This is a genomic window from Shewanella sp. KCT, assembly GCF_007636505.1.
In the GTDB taxonomy this organism is placed as follows: domain Bacteria; phylum Pseudomonadota; class Gammaproteobacteria; order Enterobacterales; family Shewanellaceae; genus Shewanella; species Shewanella halotolerans.
Genome location: NZ_LVDJ01000003.1, coordinates 242,400 through 265,056, shown reverse-complemented (window position 1 = coordinate 265,056; position 22,657 = coordinate 242,400). Strand labels below are relative to the sequence as shown.

The window sequence follows — 22,657 nt, the reverse complement described above, 5'->3', positions numbered from 1 at the left end:
CGCAAAAACTGCCATGATTTAGCGCAAAAACAGAAAAGCAGCGACTTATCGCTGCTTTTCTCGGTTTAACAAGCTGTTTTACATCAAGCTTAAATCTACTCGGTCACCACATTGATCACCGGAATAATAGTCTGAGCACGCTGTCCCTTACGCTTTAGCCAGAGGTAGAAGACCACCAGCGCGACCAGGAAGAAGGCGATCCACAGACCAGACTGCAGCGGGTGCGCCGCAAAGGTCATCGCCTGATAGAAGACGGTCGCTGTGCCATAGGCCAGGCCCAGGGTCCAGGTTGCCGCAAAGGTTGCCCAGCGAGGGCCAAACTCACCCACTAGAGCACCCATGGCCGCCACACACGGCGTATAGAGCAGGATAAACAGCAGGTAGGCAAAGGCTGCCGTCACGCCACTGAAACCACTCTGCAGCGCACTGAAAGTCGAGGTATCGACGTCCAGCTCACTCGATGCCGTCTCAATGGTCTGAATATCGCCAACCGAGATAGATAGCGGATCTTCAGGTGCGATGCCAAACAGATTCTCAGGGATAGTTGCCAAGGCTTCGCTAAAGCTCTCAGACAGTGGCGCCAAGGCTTCATCTTCACCGCTCGCAGTCGAGTAGAGGCTATTCAGGGTGCCGACTACGGCTTCTTTGGCGAAGATACCAGTGATGATACCCACGGTTGCCGGCCAGTTATCCTGCTCTATGCCCATTGGCGAGAAGAGCGGCGTGACCTTCTGGCTCGCCACACTCAACACAGACTCAGAGCTGTCCTCATGGCCGAAGCTGCCGTCGACACCGATAGCGTTGATAAAGTTAAGCAGGGTCACCACGATAACGATTGTCTTACCCGCGCCCAGAATAAAGCTCTTGGTACGCTTACCGGTTCTGGCCATCACCGCCTTAAGCTTCGGCTTCTCGTAGTTAGGCAGTTCCATCACCACGGCGCTGCTGCTGCCTGGTAGCAAGGTCGAACGTAGCAACAGGCCCGTTCCTATCGCGGCTAATACGCCTATGATATAGAGCAGAAATACCAGGTTCTGACCCGACTCGGGGAAGAAGGCCGCGGCAAACAGGGCATATACTGGCAGACGCGCACCACAAGACATGAAGGGTGCCATCATACCTGTCACGATACGCTCACGCTCGCTGCCTAAGGTACGGGTCGCCATGATGGCAGGTACCGAGCAGCCAAAACCGACGATCATAGGCACAAACGCCTTACCCGGCAGACCGATACGACGCATCAGGCCATCGACCACGAAGGCGGCGCGCGCCATGTAACCCGAGCCTTCCAGCACAGACAGTGCCAGGAATAGCGCGGCGATAACAGGGATAAAGGTGGCTACGGTTTGAATGCCCTGGCCCATACCGCCGGCAACTATGGTCACCAACCAGGCTGGGGCACCGATATTAGTCATCAGGGCGCCGAGATGATCGACAAACAGGGCGCCGGCCGTGATGTCGAAAAAGTCGATAAAGGCGCTACCGACATTGATACTGAACATAAACATTAGGTACATCACAAACAGGAATACCGGGACACCTGCGATGGGATGTAACACCAGCTTATCGAGACGGTCGCTCAGGGTAAGCTGGTCGCTGTCTTTCACCGATTGGTTAAAGACCTGCTGCACGAAATCGAAACGTGTGGTGGCCACCATGATCTCGATATCCTTACCCTGGGCCGCTAAGCGCTCGGAGCATTGGGACACCTCAGACAGCATCTGACCATTTTTGCACTGGCCACATCCAAGACCGTTACCCATCATCGCCAGGGCGCGGCCACGACTCAGCTGGCTATCACGCTCAAACAGCGCCTTAATACCCGCTTCGATCTCAACATCGTAGTCCAGCACCAGAGGCGCCTCGGACACCTTACCATCTAACAGGTCGACCACCTGGGCCTGTACCTGCTTGATATCATTCATATCGCGAGAGCAGACGGCGATCACGGGGCAGCCTAGCTGCTGACTCATCTTGTCGACATCGACCTCGATCCCATGGGCCTTGGCCGCGTCAATCTTGTTGATCACTACCACCATAGGAATGCCAAGCTCGCGTAGCTGCACCGTCAGATAAAGGTGACGCTCGATGTTGGTGGCATCAACCAGGTTGATGATGCCATCCATCTGCGCCTCGGCCAGATATTGCTGGGCAATCTGTTCATCGAGAGAACAATCGCAGCTGCTACCGGCAGGCAACAGATCGTAAATACCAGGCAGATCCGTCAGCAGTACCTGGGTATCGTTCAGGGTAAAGGCCCCTGTCTTCTTCTCTACCGTCACCCCGGACCAGTTACCCACCTGCTGGTTGGCACCGGTTAGCGCGTTAAAGAGTGTTGACTTGCCCGCGTTAGGATTACCAACGGTCACACAATGAAATTGTTTAGCCATGAGCCAGCTCCACCTCAATTACTTCAGCCAGGTCCTTACGCATGCATAACTTACTGCCACGAATGGCCAACTCTAATCCCGAGCCCAGTGGGGCGCGTCGTAACAGGGTCAGAGAGGTGTTGGGGGTGATCCCCATGGATAAAAGCTTGCGTTTCACCACCGCAGGCAGGCTAATCTGGCCAACCTCGGAGATCACTGCACTATCGCCAGGCTTTAATTCGCTTAATTTCATATTGCAACTCTACCTTTTCAGGTCTCGATAAATCTGAACTACACCAGATTCTAACGGAGCAAGGCTTCCAATAACTTTATCTAGATCAATATTTATGATTGGAAACGATAATAATTTTCAATTGTATTTTATATTATGTGACAGATATCTCAATCAGTAAACGAGATTATCAAATGAGAACCATTTTCATTGGCGGGCAATTCTACGTCGCAACTTACGAGCGCAACGTGATCCAGATCACATAAAGCGCTAATTCGCTCAAATACTTCATTTTTACCCGTCATTTATCGCCACAAAATTTACACATTCGTCACAAATCTTGCCTATTATTTAGCTTTGGTAAATTAGTAATTCATAAAGATAACAACTAAACGCCACACTGTGCTTGGATGGATGATGATGAAAAAGGAATCGACTTGGCTGCGTGCCCTTAGGCTAACGGCTCTACTCGCGCTATACCCTCTCTTTAGTTTGCTCGCTCAGGCAACCCCCTGGGACGAGATGCCCGCCGACGAGGTGGAGAAGATCCTCGATAGCAAATTCGCCGAAGGTCAATACTCGCCCAAAGGCGCCGATAGCTGCCTCATGTGCCATCGCAAGAACCAAACCGTCATGGCGCTATTTGACGGCGTGCATGGCAATCCCCAGGTAAAAGGCTCCCCCATGGCCGACCTGCAGTGCGAAGCCTGCCACGGCCCCATGGGCAAACATAATCGTGGCGGCAAGGAGCCTATGATCACCTTCGGCGCCAACTCACCCGTGCCTGCCGAGAAACAAAACAGCGTCTGCATGAGCTGCCATAACGACGACCAACGTATGGCCTGGAGCGGTAATCATCATGACAACGCCAATGTTGCCTGTAGCGACTGCCATCAGGTACACACGGGTCACGACCCCATTAGCGATAAGAGCCAGGAGGTCGCCGTCTGCACCACATGTCATACCCAACAAAAGGCCGACCTGCACAAGCGCAGCAGCCACCCACTCAAATGGCAACAGATGGTCTGTAGCGACTGTCACAATCCCCACGGCGGTTTGGGCGAGGCCAGCCTGCAACAGATGAGCATCAACGACAACTGCTACGCCTGCCACGCCGAGAAACGTGGGCCTAAGCTGTGGGAACATGCACCGGTCACCGACAACTGCGCCAACTGTCATAATCCCCACGGCACGGTCAACGAGGCCATGTTGATCGCCAAGCCCCCTCAGCTTTGCCAGCAGTGCCACGCCAGCGACGGTCACGCCGCCAATCCGGTATTTGCCAACAGCCCTAATGCCTTCAACGGCGGCCAAAGCTGCCTCAACTGCCACAACCAGGTGCATGGCTCTAACCATCCATCGGGCAAACTACTGCAACGTTAATGAGGGAGCATAGCGATGAACAGACTTAAAGGGACTCACACACGCGCTTGGCCACTCAGCCTGCTGACCCTCTCTATCCTCAGCAGCCTGGCATCGGCCCAGGGGTACGATCTCGCCTCCGCCAACCGCAGCTCGGTGAAGATGGATGCCTGGAAATGCCAGCGCTGTGAGGTCAAAGATGCAACCACAGGTGAGATAGGCGTCGGCGTCGCCTATAACGACGGCGGCGATAGCCGTTTTGGCAACACCACGGGCACAGACACTGATGGCGCCGTGGCGAGCCTGGAGGCAGATCTTACCCACAAGAAGGCCTCTGGCTACCAGACCCTATTTAAGGCAGACCACCTAGGCTACGACGCCGGCTCGGCCAGCCTAACGACCGGACGCAAGGGCCAGTACGAAGTAGCCGCCAGTTATCGAGGCTTTGCCCGCTTCGACAACAACGCGGCGCTAACCCCCTATCGGCTAGCGGCCGGTAGTTGGCAGCTCCCCAGCCAATGGCAGAGCGCCGCCACAACCAATCAGATGAGCAGCCTAAACGATAGCCTATTGGCGAGTGAGCTTAAGATAACCCGTGACCGCTACCGTCTCGACGCCGCCTATACCGGCAGCTTCTACGAGGCAAGCCTCGGCTACCAACATGAGCAGCGGCAGGGCAATCGCCGTGCCAGCGCCAACCTGCTCACCAACAGCACCATGCTGGCCGAGCGCGTCGACGACAAAAGCGATCGCATCGAAGGCAAACTCTACTTTCGCGGCGATCAGTGGCTGACCGGCATAGATGCCGAGCTCAGTCATTACAAGAACGATAGCAATGCCCTGCACTGGCAATCCGCCTTCAGCCCCACCTTCGGCGCCGCCTATTATGGCCAGAGTGCTGTAGCGCCCGATAACAAGGCCTATCGCGTGGCGGCCCACAGCAAATTCTCCGCCCCGGGGCAGCAGGTGCTGATGCATCTGGGTTTTAGCCGCATGACCCAAGATCAGGCGTATCTGCCGGCCACCATCAACGGCCCTTCCCCCATGCTGCCTGCGACCAATCTCGACGGCCAGGTAGATCTGCTGGAGATGAAGCTTAAGTATCTCGGGCGTCTCACCCCAGAGCTCAGCCTCAGGGCCGGCTACGACTATCGCGATCGCGACAACAAGTCTGAGATAGCGAGTTACCCGCAGATCATTACCGACAGCTACTACAGCGGCGATAAGCCTAATCAGGCCTATGACCGTACCCGCCAACAGGCGAATCTGGGAGCCAAGTACCGCTTTACCCGCAGCCTCTATCTGGATCTGCAATACCAGTATGAGCATAACAACTACAACGCCCTCGACCGCGACAGCCTGCAGACATCAGATGTTACGGCCAAGCTCCACTATCGACTCTCCTCCCAATGGCAAGCCTGGCTCAAGGCCGAATTTGAGGATCGCGGTGGCAGCGAATATCTGGGCTCGAGCGTCAACAATCGCCCCAACAACCCGCTGTTAAGGCGCAGCTATCTGGCCGATCGTGAGCGCCAGCGTTATGGCCTCTACACCAGCTATAACGGCGAGGCACTCAGCGCCACGCTCAACCTGCACCTGATGCAGGATGACTACGCAGACACCCAGATAGGTCTGACCCAGGTCGATAGCCAAGGCTATGATATCTCCGCCAACTATGCCCTGAATGAGCAGATTAACCTCAACGCGTTTATCAATCAGGATTGGCGCGACAGCGATCAGGCGGGCAGTAACAACTTCGGTAGTGCCAACTGGTTTGCCACCACCAAGGATAAGGCGACCCTTATCGGTGCCGGGTTCGATTACGACGCCTTGATGGAGAACCGTCTGCGACTAGGCCTTAACTACAGCTATAGCGACGGCCAGAGCGACACAGAGGTCAGCCAGGGTCTGCACAGCCCATACGGCAGCTATTACGCCACCCGGCACAATCTCAACGCTTTCGCCGACTTTAATCTCAGCGAGAGCCTGGGGCTGCGGCTGGATTGGATCTTCGAGCAGTACCAAGACGCCGACTGGGCCAACGACAACCTGATGCCAGACAGCATCCCCAACGTCTTGACCTTCGGTGACCTCAGCCATGATTACAACGCCCACTACTTTGGAGTGACCCTGAGTTACCAGCTGTAACTCTGGCGCCCCCTATGCCAAGGAAGCGATGATGAAGATGAACAAAACTTTCCATTATGCCGCCCTGTTTGGGCTAGTTTCGCTACTCTCCGCCTGTGGCGGCGACGATGGTAAACCCGGTAATCCTGGCGAGCCCGGCGGCCCACCCGCCATGGTGATCGACTCCTTAGTGGTCAGCTTCGATCCCGTGCAGATGCAATCAGGCGTCGCCACGGTGAACTACCGCGTCACCAATCAGGATGACGAACCTGTGGTGGGGATCCCAAGCGCCACCTTTATTGCCGCTCAGCTGCTGCCCCAGGGCTACACCAATGCGGGCAATGCCTCCCAGTGGCAATACTTCACCTCGGAGAGCTGCAACGACAGCTGCCCTGGGGAGTATGTGGATCATAAGAATGGCCGCTACAGCTACACCTTTAGCGCCGCCTTCGACGGCTTAAACGATGTCGGCTATCAGGCCGGCGCCACCCAGCGCATAGTGGTTAAGCTAGGCGGCGACAGCCTGGCCGACGGCACCAGCCTGCCCATCACCAATCAGCACTTCGACTGGCAGGGCGACAAAGACGGCACCAGCAGCGATCCGGTATACACACGTAACCTGATCAAGATAGAGACCTGCAACAGCTGTCACAGCGATCTGGCCTTTCATCGCGGTAACTATAACCAGATTGAGACCTGCGTGACCTGTCACAACGCCGATCGCGTCAGCAATCCAGACAACATCTTCCCGCAGATGATCCACGGCAAACACCTGACCGGCTTCCCCGGCTCGCTGGCAAACTGCCAGACCTGTCATGCCGAAGATGAGACCCTAACCGAGCAGATGAACTGGGCACGGGTACCCACCATGGAGGCCTGTGGCGCCTGTCATACCTATATCGACTTCAAGAAGGGTGAAGGCCATCCGGCGCAGCTCAATAACGCCAACTGCGTCGCCTGTCACAACCCGGATTGGACCGCCAGCGTCCACAACGACGGCGGCAACGCCCAGGCATTGGCACAGTTCAAACCTGTGATCACCAAAGCCATGCGCAGCGGCGATACCGTCTCCTTTACCCTGACACTGGAAAATCCTGCGACGGGTCAGCCCTACACGGCCAGCGCCGACCAACTCGATTTCGTCTCCGATCTTCGCGTCTACGCCAACTGGGGCACCAGCTTCGACTACGCCACCCGCTCGGCGCGCTCCATACGTGTGCATGAAACCGCGCCTATCTCCGGCAGCAACGGCAGCTTCAACTATCAGATAGCCGGGCTGACGGTCCCCGCAGGTAGCGAGATGGATAAAGGCACGCTAGCGATTCAAGGCAGAGTCTGCGCCGCCAACGGCGTGCTGGGCGCCTGTAGTGATGAGGCCAACAGCGAAGTGGTGATCAAATCCAGCCATCGCTTCTTCGCCACGGAGGCCTTGAGCGATAGCGGCCGCCGCGTGGTGGTCAGCAACGACACCTGCGGTAGCTGCCACGGGGATCAACAGCTGAACTTCCACGGTTCGCGCAACGATCTAGAGGGGCAGTGTCAGCTATGTCACAACCCCAACATGCAGGCCGAGGCCGCGGACAATCCGTCCCTCACCACGGCGGACTTCAAGCATCTTATCCACGGTATTCATAGTGGTCAGCGCACCGGTTTCGAAGGGATCAACTACCCGGGCAACATAGGTAACTGCGCCCAGTGTCACGCCGACAGAGATGGCGTGCTCTCGGTCGCCCTGCCGCTGGATCCCGGCGTGAAACCGCTGGCCATAGACGATAGCAGCTACACCAGCCCAACGGCCGCCATCTGTAGCGACTGCCACAGCAGCGAGACCAACAAGAACCATATGATCCAGCAAGGCGCAGTGTTCAGCGGCACTCTGTCCGATGCCACCGCAGGCACCGAGAGCTGCAGCACTTGTCACCGACAAGGCGCCGATGCCGATGTGCTGAGGGTGCATCCCATCAAATAAACCGGACAAGGCGCCAGGTCACTGGCGCCGATTCGACAACGCATTGAGAGATTGACTGAAATGGAAGGCACTATGATGGATATGAAGAAGAAGGTGAATCAATGGAGCCTCATCGCCCTGAGCTGCAGCGCGCTGTTACTGGGCTGTGGTAGCGACGGCAAGGATGGTAAAGACGGCCCCGACGGTGTCATAGGCGTCAGCATCACAGATACCCCAAGCGTGATGGCCCAGTTTACCCAGGCATCGGTAGAAGATGGTCAGGTCAGCGTGACCTTTAAGCTTGAAAATGCCAACGGCGTGGCCGTTCTCGGCCTGACCAAAGACTATGACCTCAGATTCGGTATCGCCCAGCTGGCCCAGGTAACAGAGACAATTGACGGCCAAGGCTTCGATCGCGGCTACCAGTGGCAGGCCTACATCAACAGCCTAAGACAGCCGGGTTCATTGCCAGATGACACCTCAGGCCTTAACCCCTCGCCTCAATATCAGGCCAATGTCGAGGCCGCCAGCGCCTGCGAAGACTGCCTGACGGACAATCTCGATGGCAGCTACACCTATAAATTTCAGCAAAACATCGCCAATGTCACCGAGCCTTTGGCCATCACCTACAATGGCGATAACACCCACAGGGTCACCCTGGAGCTGAAGCTGCCCCAGGCGACCGCCAATGCGCACCATGACTGGCAGCCCTCTTCGGGTTCGACCGACGGGATTCAAACCCGCAATGTGGTAAGTAAGGAGACCTGTCTTAACTGTCACCAGGAGGAGAGCCTAGCACTGCACGGTGGCCGCCGCATCAGTCTTGAGAACTGCGCCAGCTGTCATACCGCGACCTCAGGCGATCCCGAGAGCGGCAACAGCATCGAATTTACCTATCTGATCCATGCCATCCACAAGGGTCAGGACAGGGTCACCAGCACGCCTGAAGGCATTGTACCCGCCCCCTATAAGATAGTGGGCTTTGGCGGCAGTCTGCACGACTATGGCAAGGTGATGTTCCCGCAGAAGCCAGCAGCCAACTGCGCGGCCTGTCACAAAGAGGGGGACGGCGCCCCAAGCGACGCCGCACTGTTCAAGGCAGATAACTCCAGCGTCGCCTGTATCAGCTGTCACACCGAGAAACCATCGCAGAATCACTCAAGCACCAACTGCGTCGCCTGCCACAACGCCACAGATACCTATCCGGGCACAGGCAACGCCGAGAAGCGCCATGGCGATGTGCTAAAGGCCTACTCGCTGGCTCAGGCCATGGGCGTCAGCTTCAGCAACATAGGCCTGGATGGAGACGGCAAGCTGAAATTTGATCTCCAGGTAACCGACTCTGCCGGCAATCCGGTGGCTGCCGAATTTATCGAGCTTGGCACCCGGGTCGTGGTCGCCTGGGATGTAAATAAAGACTACCCGGCCTACACGGATGCCTCCTACAGCAATCGTCGCTTCAGGCTGTCCCAAGGCACCTATGACGATGCCAGCAAGACCTTCACCATAGTGGCCAGCAGCTTCGACATGCCAATGGATGCCACGGGCAAGACCTTCGAGCTCTGGTCCGCCGTAGAGGTCTGCTTCAACCACGGCGGCTATGGCGTTGCCGATGTGGTGATGACCGCCTGTAGCGATGATACCCGCTCGGTGGCGGTCAAAGAGGCGCCCTATCGTTTCATCTGGTCCGGCACAGGCGTTGCCGAAGATGGCCAGGTGGCCATGCGCCGCGCCATCGTCGATACCAGCAAGTGTCAGACCTGCCATAATCAGGAAAATCACCATTACAACAATGGCTATAACTGTCAGACCTGCCATACCTCGGATAAGACGACTCGTGGCGATGACAGCTATCCCGGCGGCCGCAAGCCAACCAGCTTCGCCTTTAAGGCCCACGAGGCAGAGGGTCACTACCTCAAGTATGCCGGCGTGCAATCGGGCACAGTGCTCAAGACCGACTGCCTCACCTGTCATACAGATGATGGCATCACACTTGGCCGCGCCAGCGACCGGGTCTGGCGCTATGGCGATACCACCACAGGCGTCGATATCTGGGTCTCATCCGATGCCGGCGCCTGCCTGAGCTGCCACCAGAAATACCTTAAAGATTCTGGTGCAGCCCATATCCAGGCCAACGGCGGTATCTTAGACGGTATGGACGCAGACGATGTACGCGCCCGGGCGGCAGAGACCTGCGCCACCTGCCATACGCCGGCTCAACTGTTAGGCATTCACCAGGAGTAGCATCGCACTATAAAAGATGGTGAGCGAAACACTGGATAAAAGGAGGCTACGACCTCCTTTTTTATCGCCCTACACCTATGCATGCCATCAATGCATGACGCCAAACGCCACGCCATCTAGCCGCTCCCTTCACACACCGATAACATCCCGCCCACAAACGCGGGAGTTTCACCGGCGAAATTGATCTATCCCCCAATGCCTATGCTTGCGTTAGATCAAAACTGCGATGAAAAAATCCCCTGCCACTTAAGCTTTATTTAAGAAAAGGCTTATTTTTAGGCCGCTGAAGTAAAAACCCCCTCACCCGGCATTTATAAGTCACTGTAAAATATTAGATTTAACAAGTTTATCAATTTACACCAAGCTTAATGGATCCGCTTCACGTTTGCGCCAGGTGGGCCGTTGCACCTACCCCCTTTTAAGTAATATGGCCCATAAGGTGCCGCCAAGTTGTTGAGGCAATAGCAATAACTCTGGCCACCTTGTTCATACCAAAAAAGAAAAAATTGAGTTCACTCTCATTCTCATGCAGGGGAAAAATGATGAAACGGTATTCAATCAGTACCGCAGTCAAAGCAGCATTCGGTGTCGGAGCCTTGTCTCTGGCGCTGGTCGGCTGTGGCGGCAGCGATGGAAAAGATGGTGAAGATGGTAAGCCTGGTGAGATCGCAGTCGATATCAACAGCGCGACTGCGGTCCAAACCAAGATAGAAAGCGCCAGCTATGATGCGGCGGCCAAGACCCTAAGCTTCGAATTTAGCCTGACCAATCCTAATGGCGTCGCCGTTACAGGATTGGAGGCGCTCACCGACCCGCTACGCATCGCCTTCGGTCGTATGGGCACCCGCAGCGAGGCCTTCACACCCTACAGCCTGGAAGATGGCACCCAGGTCACCGGCCGCGCCGACGGTGACGAGGAGATCTGGCTCTCTTACCGCAACGCCAGCAAGAACGGCGTACCTATGACGGGCACCAACAACTGGCGTCCAACTCGTGACTGCCCGGAAGGGCTTAGCTGCCTAAGCTACCTAGGCGAAGGCCGTTATCGGGTTACGGCGCCAGAGATCATAAACACCAACGGCCTGGATTACGACTATGATGCCAACCGCATTAATGGTATCTACCTGATCACCTATGGTGTGGGCCAAAACAAGCTGAAGAATGTCGAAGCCTACTACTGGGATCCTTTGACCGAGCAGTCGGTCGCTTCGCCTAAGAAAGTGCTGGAGATGGATACCTGTACCAGCTGTCACCTAGGTCAGGATCATATCCGCCATGGCAACTATGGTAATACCGCCGACGGCTGTGGTTTCTGCCACACAGACTATACACAGTACAGCGGCTCAGGTACCGATGGCGAAGGCAACACGGTCGAATTTAACTTTGATGGCTCCATCAAGGGACTGGTTCACGCCGTGCACACAGGCATCACAGAGGGAGATCGCCGCGAGCTGGCTAAATTCAACTCGGTTATCGCCAATGCCAACAACCCAGCCTTTACCTATGAGTTTGATGGTGCAGCGCTCGATAGCGAAGGTAATCCTAAGGCCGAGCTTAACTTCCCGGCCTCGACAGCCAACTGTCAAAGCTGTCACGTAAGCTACACCACCACAGAAGAGACGCTGCCCGAAGGCCTGACCGCTCACGCCCTGGCCTGGTTTGGCGATAAAGATGTGACCAGCTGTCAGAGCTGTCATGGCGAATATCATAGAGGCAGCAACCTGGTGGCGCCGGGTGAAGAAGGCGCAACAATGGTAGGTTGTGTCACCTGTCACAGCAGCCAAGATGGCAATACCCGTGGTGGCGCCTACCGTCACTTTGCCGGTCACCAGCAGGCCAGCAGCCAGGCCGCGTCACAGGCCGGTATTCTAGTCGGTGCTAGCTACAGCCAAATTGCCTGGGATGAAACCAGCGCGACCTTAAGCTTTACGCTCAACCTGAATAAAGGTGAAGAGGCGGTTACCAGCCTACATGTACCGCGCGTTACCGTGTACGTTAACGCCGTCGATGCGGTTAAACCTGACGCCTACCTGGCGGCGCGCACCAGTGGTAGCGCAACCGCGAACCCGGATGGCAGCTATAGGGTGACCGTCGATGCGTCTAAGCCTAACTATGGCCTACCTTCACTGGCAGAGGTTATTGCCAATGGTGCAGATCTGGCGATCACCTCAAGCTTTAGCACCTGCTTTAAGAACAAGTCTTCAACCTTGGTTGAACTTGACGGCGAAGGCAACTGCGCCGGCGTGTTAAGCCCCAACGCGGCCAAGACAGAGTTCGTTAAGCTTGACGGAACGCCTGGCGCAGTGCGTGCCAGCGCCGTGGACTATGACAACTGCGCAAGCTGTCACAACAACGACATGGTGGCCCGTAAAGGCGCCGCGCACTACCGCAACGCCGACGTACACACCTGTGCCCAGTGTCACGAAGCCGGTGACTACAACAGCCTGGTGGTGCGCGTTCACGGCACCTTCGGTAAAGCCCATGGCCGCGCCGATGTGCATCAACTGGTCAGCAGTGCCAACTGCTCAGCCTGTCACAGCGATCTCAACTTCGGTCTAGAGAATGCACGTTCAACACCGATGCGCTGGAACAAGGGCGATGCCAGCTACTCCAGCCCACAGGCCGGTGTGTGCGCCTCTTGCCACGTCTCATCAAGCTATGAGATCGGCGGTGGTAAAGATTCGGCCAAATCTCACATCGAGAGCATGGGCGGCGTCGTTGCCGGCAGCTATGAAGCGGCCATGCTAAACAGCGAGTCATGCCTCACCTGCCACAGCGCAGAGAAGGTCGCCGAGCTGCACAAGCAGAACTAAAACAGACGCCACTGTTTTAAAGACCCATTTAAAATAAGCTAAGAGTGTCAGGCATTACCTGGCACTCTTTTTTATCGCCGCTTTCTGTTCCACTTTATCTCCCATCTGCCGCAAGACCACAGGTGCGCATGGAGCAAACTCAGGGAAACACAAGGTCTACATACCCCCAAAGGCGCCACATTTTCGGCTACAGCAAATTAACAGGATGTGATTTAACTGGCTGACTTTCTTGACTGAAAATAAAAATTTCACCAAAAATGCATTTTTTTGCCTACCTCTAAAGAAATAGTCAGATCTCAATCACATAAGCAGACTGAAACACCTGCTAAAAAGTTGCCATTTCGATAGCCTTAGAGGTGGAAATTAATTCCACACACTAAGCGGGTGTTTTCAATAGACAAAACAAATGCTGTTCTCAATTTCAGTCCTTGTTTTTATTGAAGAACAATCAATTAGTGATGATTAAAACTATTGCAGGGAATAATCATGATGAAAAAGTTCAATGTTAATGCAGCGACAAAAGCTGTATTAGGTGCCGGACTTCTCTCTCTCGCCTTATCCGGTTGCGGCAGCGACGGTAAAGATGGTGAAGATGGTAAGGACGGTATCATTGGTGTCAACATCGACACTACACCTACCCTTCAGGCAACCTTTACCAATGCGACAATCGACGCAGGTAAAGTCACGGTCGACTTCAAGCTTCAAGATGCAAACGGCGTTGCCGTACTTGGGCTCACCAAAGACCACGACCTGAGATTTGGTGTCGCACAGCTGACCCATGTGGTTGAAACCAAAGCCGATGGCGAAACCGCCGATCGCGGCTTCCAATGGCAGGCCTACATCAATAGCGAGCAAGCGCCTAACCCAGACTGGGTACCTGAGGGCGATACCGACATCAATCCGTCTAACCAGTTCCAGGCCAACGTAGAACAAGCCGCCAAGTGCGACGACTGCCTGGTCGATAACGAAGACGGTAGCTATACCTATACCTTCCAGACCAACATCGCCAACGTCACCTCACCTGTCACTGTGACCTATGACGCCGATGCGACTCAGCGTATTACCCTAGAGCTGGAACAACCTAGTGTCACGGCTAACGCCAACTATGATTTCCAACCTTCTAGTGGCGCAACCGAAGGCATTCAAACCCGCGACGTGGTTTCTATCGAGACCTGTTACACCTGTCACCAGCCAGAGAGTCTGGCGCTGCATGGTGGCCGTCGTATTAACCTCGAAAACTGCGCCTCTTGCCACACCGCCACCTCTGGCGATCCAGAATCTGGCAACAGCATAGACTTCACTTACATGATCCACGCCATTCACCGTGGGGAAGAGCGCCACACCTATGATGCCGACGGCAACCAAGTGCCTGCACCTTACAAGGTGATCGGCTATAAAGGCAGTTTCCACGACTATGGCAAGGTGATGTTCCCACAAAAACCAGCGGCCGATTGTAGCGCCTGTCACGTAGAGGGCAGCAATGCACCGGCAAATGCCGACCTTTACAAGGCAGACCTGAGCAACACAGCCTGTATCGCCTGTCACAGCGAGAAACCATCTTCTCACCACAGCAGCACAGACTGTATGGCCTGTCACAACAGCACCGAACCATATGGCGGCACAGGTAGCGCCTTCAAGCGTCATGGCGACGTACTGAAAGCCTACCAAGATGCCGAGGCGATGAGCGTTAAGTTCAGCAACATAGGTGTTGATGCTAATGGTAAGTTCGTCTTCGACGTACAGGTACTGGGTGCCGATGGCGCCGCCCTGGATGGCGAGCTATTAGATCCGAAATCACGTGTGGTTGTGGCCTGGGATATCGACAAAGACTTCCCAGCCTACAGCGATGCCTCTTATAGCAATCGTCGTATCGCACTTGAAGAAGGGGTTTACAACGCCGAGACTAAGACTTACACCCTAACAGGTACTAAGTTTGATCTACCTGCCGATGCCAACGGCAAGACCTTCGAACTCTGGTCAGCGCTGAAAGTCTGCTTCAACAATGGCGGCTATGGCGTTGCGGAGATTAAGCCTACCGCCTGTGCAACCGAAGGCGTACGCAAGGTAGAAGCTAAACAAGAAGCGATGCACTTCGTCTGGAAAGATGGTGCCATCGACGACAGCGCAACAACAGCCGAGCGTCGTGACATCATAGACCCAAGCAAGTGTCAGGGCTGTCACAACCAGGAAAACCATCACTACAACAATGGTTACAACTGTCAAACGTGCCACACCTCTGACAAGCCGGTAAAAGAATCGGTTCGTAATTCAGGTATCTATGACAGTCCTACAAGCTATGCGTACAAAGCGCACCACGCAGCAGGACACGACATGAACGCCAAATGGGGTAGTGGGCTAAAATCTGGAACGGTAATGAAGACAGATTGTTTAACATGCCATACTGCACAAGACGACAGAAATAAAATCGACAATGGCATTACCTTAGGCAGATCGCCTGAGCGTGTTTGGAATTACCCTAACCTTGAGACTAAAGATAAATCAGGTATTTGGGTGTCTTCCGATGCAGGTGCTTGTATGAGCTGTCACCAGGCTCACCTGAGCGATGCAGCCAAGTCTCACATCGAGACCAACGGCGGTATCATAGACGGTGTTAGTGCCGATGACGTACGTACTCGCGCAGCAGAAACCTGTAAGACCTGTCACACACCAGAAAAGGTGATGGAACTGCACGGTTACTAAGAGGATTGACTCACTAACTCTCAAGGTTAGTGGGTCGACATCTACCTCGAAGGGAGGCACTCGCCTCCCTTTGTTTTTACTGTAGAACAGTGAACGCTAAAATAAGAACAAAAATCGCAAAACTGTTTCATTTTGCAACATTTTTTCCGCCAAGCCGCCCCATTCTTCGCCCGCCGGGCTACCCCTTTAGAAATAGAAAGATCTCGGTCACACATTAGACTCAGTCAGGCAGATTTTAGCCGTCTGTTACGTTAGCATTTCCTTGGGGATTTCTATTTCCAGCATCGACTTAGGTCGCACAACTTATAAACGAGAATCGGCGCTGTTAACAGGCCATGCACTTAAGACGATGCCAAACCTATGCAGGGAAAAAATGATGAACGTACAAAATAATAAATTTAAGCTGCTACTCGCAGCAGGTGCCGTCTCCATGGCTCTCACTGGTTGTGGTGGCAGCGACGGTAGTGATGGTAATCCGGGCAACCCAGGTGGCCCAGCGGCCGATGCCATTGAAGTACTTCACCTTGATGTCACCAAGGTTGAATACGACAACGGCACACCCACAATCACAGTCTTTGCGACCAACGAGGAAGATCTTCCCGTTATCGGTCTGAAAGATCTTGAAGTGAAAAAAGTGGTTCAACTGCTGCCACAAGGCGCAACCGGTGCAGGTAATGCCGCCGAATGGCAATATATCGGCTCACAAAAAGCCTTCACCGACCACAAGAATGGTAACTACACCTTTACCATCGAAGTGGAAGGCTACAACCCAGAGCTGACCCAAAGATACAATATCGTCGCCAAGGCCTCGACACTGCTCGACGGCGTCACCTTGGTGCCGCAAACCGAGATCGCCGAAGACTTCTCTGGTGAAGGTTATGAGCCACTCTACACCAAGAATGTGGTCTCAACCGCCAGTTGTAACAGCTGTCACGCCGAAGGACAGAAGATCTACCACAGCTACACCAGCGTAGAGACCTGTGTATCTTGCCACACCCAAGAGATGGCCGATGAGAAAGGTAAGCCACAAGTTGCCTTTAACCATCTGATCCACAACGTCCACAACGACGCTAAGATGTATGGCCGCAACATGGACAAGAGCGCCGAGACTGCGCACCACATTGTCCAGGACAACTGCCAAGCCTGTCACGTTCAGTCTGACGAGCTCACCGAGTGGGGCAACTGGTCACGTATTCCAACCATGGAAACCTGTACCAGCTGTCACGTCAACATCGACTTCGAGGCGGGTAAAGGCCACTCTCAGCAAAACGACAACAGCAACTGTGTTGCCTGTCATAACGCGAGCTGGACTGCCGAGCTGCATACTCAAGCTGGCAACGATAAGAAAGCCCTTATCGATCAATACGGCCTGAATGTTGAGTCAACCATCAACACCGAAGGCACTGCTGCCACCATCAGTGTTCAAGTGGTCGATGCCAGCGGCGCAGCCGTTGATATCAACACCATTCTGCCTATGGTACAGCGCGTCGAGATCGTGACTAACGTAGGTCCTAACAATGTGACCCTAGGTTATAGCGGTAAAGACTCTATCAACGCCGTGAAAAATGGCGTGGTCGATGCCAAGGCGCTAGTGGAAGATGGCAAGCTGGTTTACACCACTAGCAAAGATCTTAAGCTAGGTGCCAACGGTATCGACAGCGAGACCGCCTTTACCTTCGTTGGCTGGGCAATGTGCTCAGACAAGGGTGAGTTCGTCAACTGTGACGATCCTGCCTTCGACGGTAGCGACACCGACAAGTACACCGGCATGAAAGCCGACCTGGCCTTCGCCGCACTGGCAGACAAGGCGCCAAGCATGCGTCACGTCGACTCAGTGAACTTCACTGCCTGTGCATCTTGCCACACCAAAGAGTTTGAAGTGCACAAGGGTAGCCACCATGCAGGTTTCGTCATGTCTGAGCAGCTGTCTCACACCAAAGACGCTAACGACATGCCTATCATAGGTGTCGATGCTTGTGTGGCCTGTCACACGCCTGACGGCACATACGCTGGCGGCGCGAATAAGGGTGCCCTGGAGATGAAACTGCACGTAGTACACGGCGAGCAAGGCATCATCAAAGATTGTGCCCAGTGTCACAACGACTTCAACCTGGACGCCTTCAAGGCTAAGGGTGCCCTGGCAACAGCTGCTGGCCAGTACAGCACGCCTATCGCGGCGACTTGTACTTCATGTCACACCAGCGATAGCGTCAAGGCCCACGCCGAAAGCCAAGGTGCCATCATCAATGGTGCTAAAGATGTCGCTAACGATGCGGCGCAGCTAGAAACTTGTTTCTTCTGCCACGCACCTGTTATCGAAGATCACACTGCTGTGAAGATGTAATTTGCGCATCTCAAATTGAAAACCGGGGGAGTCTCCTCCCCCACTTTTCACGACTCATTTGTGCAAATTAGGATGCCTATTATGAAAATCACAAATCAATTCAAAAGCCTGTTTCCGGCGGTGATGGCAGTTGCACTGCTGTCGCTGGGCATAAGCCAGGGCGCGGTGGCGTCCAAGTGGGATGCCAAGATGACCCCGGACGAGGTGGAAGCCACCCTGGACAAGAAGTTCGCCGAAGGCCAATACTCGCCTAAGGGCGCCGACTCTTGTCTCATGTGTCACGGCAAGTCTGAAAAGGTCATGGACCTGTTCAAGGGCGTACACGGTGCTGCCGACTCGAGCAAGAGTCCGATGGCTGGCCTGCAATGTGAAGCCTGCCACGGCCCCATGGGTAAGCATAACCGCGGCGGTAACGAGCCGATGATCGCCTTCGGTCCCGACTCTACCCTGTCTGCCGAGAAGCAAAACAGCGTCTGTATGAGCTGTCACAAAGATGACAAACGTATGGCATGGAACGGCGGTCACCATGACAACGCCGATGTAGCCTGTGCCTCTTGCCACTCGGTGCACACAGATAAAGATCCTGTGCTCTCTAAGAACACAGAGATGGAAGTCTGTACCAGCTGTCATACCAAGCAAAAAGCCGATATGAACAAGCGCTCTTCTCACCCGATGAAGTGGGCGCAGATGGTCTGTAGCGATTGCCACAATCCACACGGTACCCTGTCGGACTCGGACCTGGTCAAGCCCAGCGTTAACGAAACCTGCTATTCGTGCCACGCAGAAAAACGCGGCCCAAAGCTATGGGAACATGCGCCCGTAACTGAAAACTGCGTTACCTGTCACAACCCGCACGGCAGTGTTAACGAGGGCATGTTGAAGACCCGCGCCCCGCAACTTTGTCAGCAGTGCCACGCTAGCGATGGCCATGCCAGCAATGCTTACATGGGCAACACTGACCAAGGTTCTACCGTGGGTGGCAATGCCTTTACCGGTGGTCGCAGCTGTCTGAACTGTCACAACCAGATCCATGGTTCTAACCATCCATCTGGCAAACTGTTCCAGCGCTAAGGAGACGAGAAGATGAAATTCAAACTCAATGTAGTCACCCTCGCCCTTATCGCTAATGCCGGTATCGTCATTCCCGGCATGGCACTGGCCGACGGCTATGGCATTCAAAACGCCAACACAGAAAAGGTGAAGTTCGACAAGTGGGACTGTAAACGCTGTAAGATTGAGACAGGCGTCAGTGGCACTATCGGTGCCGGCGTCGGTTACAACGACAGCGACGACATCCGCTCAGCCAACGCCTTTGCCGCCGAAAATGAATTTGTAGGCAAGGTCGACGCCGATGTGAGCTACATCAGCGAATCTGGCTACCGTGCCAGTATAGAGGCGCAAAACCTCGGCATGGAAAACGGCCGCCTGGATCTCGAGTCAGGCAAGGTAGGTCAGCACAAGCTGAGCCTCAACTACCGTCAGATAGCCACCTACAAGACCGATAAGGCAATGAGTCCTTATCAAGGCGTAGGCGGCGACCACCTGACCCTGCCAGACAACTGGCAGACGGCGGGTTCGAGCCAGGATATGAGCGAGCTATACAGCAGCCTCAACCCACTGGAGCTGTCGCTCAAGCGCAAGCGCGCCGGCATCGGCTTCGAATATCAGGGTGAAGAGCTGTGGAGCACCTACGTCAACTACCAGCGTGAAGATAAGACCGGCCTTAAGCAGGCATCGGGCAGCTTCTTCAATCAGTCTATGATGCTGGCAGAGCCTGTGGACTACACCACAGACACAGTTGAGGCGGGTATCAAGCTTAAAGGCGACAACTGGTTTACCGCCCTGGCCTACTCAGGCTCGAGCTTTAAGAACCAATACAGCCAGCTCACGTTCGACAACGCCTTTAATCCGACCTTCGGCGCCCAGACTCAGGGCACCATGGCCTTAGACCCAGACAACGAGGCACACACAGTATCGCTGATGGGCCAATACACGGCGGGTAGCACCATCATGAGCGGCCGCGTGCATTACGGTCAGATGAGCCAGGATCAGGCGCTGGTTACCTCAGGTTATGGTTACCAGACACCTGTGGACGCGTTGGATGCCAAGGTCGACATGAAGGGCGCTAATCTTAAGGTTGTGTCCCGCATCAACCGCACGGTTCGCGTTAACGCCAGCTATGACTATAGCGACCGCGATAACAAGACCAATGTGGAAGAGTGGACCCAGATCAGCATCAACTCCACCACAGGCAAGGTGGCCTACAACACCCCTTATGACTTCACGACACAAAGGGCTAAGTTGGGCGCCGATTTCCGTCTAAGCCGTGGCATGAAGCTGGAAGCGGGTTACGACTTCCGCCGTGACGAGCGTAGCTACCAGGACCGCGAAACCACAGATGAGAACACGCTATGGACCAAGTTCCACCTCAGCGCGTTCGACAACTGGGATATGTGGATCAAGGGCAGCTATGGCGAGCGTGATGGCTCCGAATATCAGGCCTCAGAGTGGACTTCGAGCGAGTCTAACAGCCTGCTGCGCAAGTACAATCTGGCGGATCGTCAGCGCACCATGGTTGAGGCACGTATCAGCCACACGCCAATCGATGCCCTGACCATAGACTTCGGTGGCCGTTATGCCCTGGACGACTACAACGAGACCCAGGTAGGTCTGACCGAGTCGAAAGATGTTAGCTACGACATCAACGCCAGCTACCTGATCAACGACGACATGATGGTGAACGCCTTCTACAATCGTCAAAACATAGACTCAGAGCAGGCAGGCAGCAGCAACTACAGCACGCCTAACTGGTTTGGTCTGGTGGAAGATCAGGTCGATGTGATCGGAGCCGGGTTCAGCTACAACAATCTGTTAGAGAAGAAACTGCGCCTGGGCGTGGACTACACCTACTCAGATTCGAGCAGCAACACCCAGGTAAAACAGGGTCTCAGCGGCAACTATGGTGATTACTATGCCAAGGTCCATAACGTCAATGTCTACGGTCAATACCAGGCCACCGACAATATGGCACTGCGTCTTGACTACAAGATGGAGAAATACAAGGACAATGACCCAGGTAACAGCATAGCGCCAGACGGGATCTGGAACGTGGTCGGCTTTGGTTACAACAGCCATGACTACAACGCTCACCTAATCATGCTGAGCATGAGCTACAAGCTGTAATTACCGTGCATTTATAGCTAGCTAAAAACCCGCGCCCGTCGCGGGTTTTTTATGCGCTATCGATGATTGCCATCTCGCAAAAACAGCCTCCCAGGCTTTTTCCCGTCGGGCTTTTGCCTTAAGCTCAACACACCACCTTCAAGATGACCCAGCGCCTTGTACTTTCTCGATAATCAACTCGCCCAGCAGATAGTCGATCGCACCATGGCGATCATAGGACACAACATCAATGTGATGAACAGCCAGGGGGTGATCCTCGGCTCGGGCGAGCCCCACCGCATCGGCTCCACCCACGAGGGTGCCCTGCTAGCCATCAGTCAGAACCGTACCGTGGAGCTTAACAGCGCCAGCGCCGCCAGCTTGCAGGGGGTCAAGCCCGGCATCAACCTGCCGCTGCATTATCAGGGGGAGATCATCGGCGTCATCGGCATCACGGGAGAGCCCGAACACCTCAAGGCCTTCGGTGAGCTGCTGAAGATGACCGCCGAGATGATCGTCGAGCAGGCCAACTCCCTGGATGTGGCCCAGTGGCGCGCCCGTCAGCAGGAGGAGTTTATTCTGCAGCTGATAAAGCCCGAGGGGCGGGATCTCAATCACCTGAAGATCTGGGCCCAGCGTCTGGATATCGATCTCGAGATGCCAAGGGTCGCAGCTGTGCTGCGTATCAGCGACGACGCCGGCGACGAGCTGGCCAACTCCCAGCTCAAAACGGTACTGCACCTGTTAGAGACGCCGTCCCGCGGCAACCTGATCGCCATGACCTCCATGACTGAGCTGGTGATCCTCAAACCCGCCTTCCTCGATGGCAAGGCCTGGAGCGCCGAGGCCGAGAGCCTGCGTATCGACCGTCTGCTCAAGCGTCTGCCCAGTGAACTAAACGCCAGATTGAAGATTTCCCTGGGCCACTACTTTCCCGCCACTATGGATATCAACCGTTCCTATCAGACAGCGCTGGAAACCCTTAATTTGGGGCAGCAGCTACACCCAGAGCAGAGCAAGTACCTGTATGAAGATCATGCCCTGCTGGTGATGCTCTCTGGGCTAAAACATGACTGGCGCGGCGAGCAGCTGCTGAGGCCGTTTCAGCGCCTCATCGACAGGGATAAAAACGCCCTGCTTCGCAAGACACTGGCCAGCTATCTGGGCCATTTCGGCGACCAGCAGGCCTGCGCCAAGGCGCTGTTTATCCACCGTAACACCCTGAGGTATCGCCTGGATAAGATAGCCCAGATCACTAAGGTGGATATTCAAAAACTCGACGGCCTGCTGCAGCTCTACCTGGGTCAGGTGCTGCTAAGCCGCGGTCAGGACCAAGGTTAAGTGATGACCATGGCA

Annotated in this window: 12 protein-coding genes; 10 read left to right on the top strand and 2 right to left on the bottom strand. The window is 54.8% G+C overall.

Annotated features, from left to right (window positions below; translation table 11 throughout):
• Positions 1-95: 95 nt before the first annotated feature.
• Together feoB and AYI87_RS06060 are read right to left on the bottom strand one after the other, a co-directional pair.
• Positions 96-2,390: a Fe(2+) transporter permease subunit FeoB gene (feoB, locus tag AYI87_RS06065; protein WP_144200477.1), complete on the bottom strand. Its 2,295-nt coding sequence runs from the start codon at positions 2,388-2,390 to the stop codon at positions 96-98.
• Entirely contained in the window at positions 2,383-2,622 is a 240-nt protein-coding gene (locus AYI87_RS06060) for a ferrous iron transport protein A (RefSeq protein ID WP_011866315.1), read from the bottom strand. Before AYI87_RS06060 ends, feoB begins: the two co-directional genes overlap by 8 nt.
• 393 nt (positions 2,623-3,015) lie before the next feature.
• On the opposite strand from AYI87_RS06060, the gene AYI87_RS06055 reads away from it, so the two are divergent.
• The 10 genes from AYI87_RS06055 (at position 3,016) to AYI87_RS06010 (ending at position 22,642) form a co-directional block, all read left to right on the top strand.
• Positions 3,016-3,984: a DmsE family decaheme c-type cytochrome gene (locus AYI87_RS06055; protein WP_222116769.1), complete on the top strand. Its 969-nt coding sequence runs from the start codon at positions 3,016-3,018 to the stop codon at positions 3,982-3,984.
• Positions 3,985-3,999: 15 nt separating this feature from the next.
• Positions 4,000-6,111 carry an MtrB/PioB family decaheme-associated outer membrane protein gene (locus AYI87_RS06050; RefSeq protein ID WP_144200475.1) on the top strand — a complete coding sequence of 704 codons (2,112 nt, stop codon included), beginning with the start codon at positions 4,000-4,002 and terminating at the stop codon, positions 6,109-6,111.
• Positions 6,112-6,148: 37 nt separating this feature from the next.
• Positions 6,149-8,059 carry an OmcA/MtrC family decaheme c-type cytochrome gene (locus AYI87_RS06045; RefSeq protein ID WP_186300564.1) on the top strand — a complete coding sequence of 637 codons (1,911 nt, stop codon included), beginning with the start codon at positions 6,149-6,151 and terminating at the stop codon, positions 8,057-8,059.
• Positions 8,060-8,134: 75 nt separating this feature from the next.
• A complete protein-coding gene (locus tag AYI87_RS06040; RefSeq protein WP_186300575.1) occupies positions 8,135-10,282 on the top strand; it encodes an OmcA/MtrC family decaheme c-type cytochrome in 2,148 nt (715 codons plus the stop codon).
• Positions 10,283-10,821: 539 nt separating this feature from the next.
• Positions 10,822-13,095, top strand: coding sequence for a multiheme c-type cytochrome (locus tag AYI87_RS06035; protein WP_144200469.1), 2,274 nt, complete (start codon positions 10,822-10,824; stop codon positions 13,093-13,095).
• A gap of 486 nt (positions 13,096-13,581) precedes the next feature.
• Positions 13,582-15,795, top strand: a complete 2,214-nt coding sequence (locus AYI87_RS06030; RefSeq protein ID WP_144200467.1) for an OmcA/MtrC family decaheme c-type cytochrome — start codon at positions 13,582-13,584, stop codon at positions 15,793-15,795.
• A 373-nt stretch (positions 15,796-16,168) separates the two neighbouring features.
• Positions 16,169-18,139 carry an OmcA/MtrC family decaheme c-type cytochrome gene (locus AYI87_RS06025; protein WP_144200465.1) on the top strand — a complete coding sequence of 657 codons (1,971 nt, stop codon included), beginning with the start codon at positions 16,169-16,171 and terminating at the stop codon, positions 18,137-18,139.
• 81 nt (positions 18,140-18,220) lie between these two features.
• Positions 18,221-19,210 carry a DmsE family decaheme c-type cytochrome gene (locus AYI87_RS06020; protein WP_144200463.1) on the top strand — a complete coding sequence of 330 codons (990 nt, stop codon included), beginning with the start codon at positions 18,221-18,223 and terminating at the stop codon, positions 19,208-19,210.
• 12 nt (positions 19,211-19,222) lie between these two features.
• Entirely contained in the window at positions 19,223-21,322 is a 2,100-nt protein-coding gene (locus AYI87_RS06015) for an MtrB/PioB family decaheme-associated outer membrane protein (RefSeq protein WP_144200461.1), read from the top strand.
• A 156-nt stretch (positions 21,323-21,478) separates the two neighbouring features.
• Positions 21,479-22,642, top strand: coding sequence for a sugar diacid recognition domain-containing protein (locus tag AYI87_RS06010; RefSeq protein ID WP_144200459.1), 1,164 nt, complete (start codon positions 21,479-21,481; stop codon positions 22,640-22,642).
• Positions 22,643-22,657: the final 15 nt, after the last annotated feature.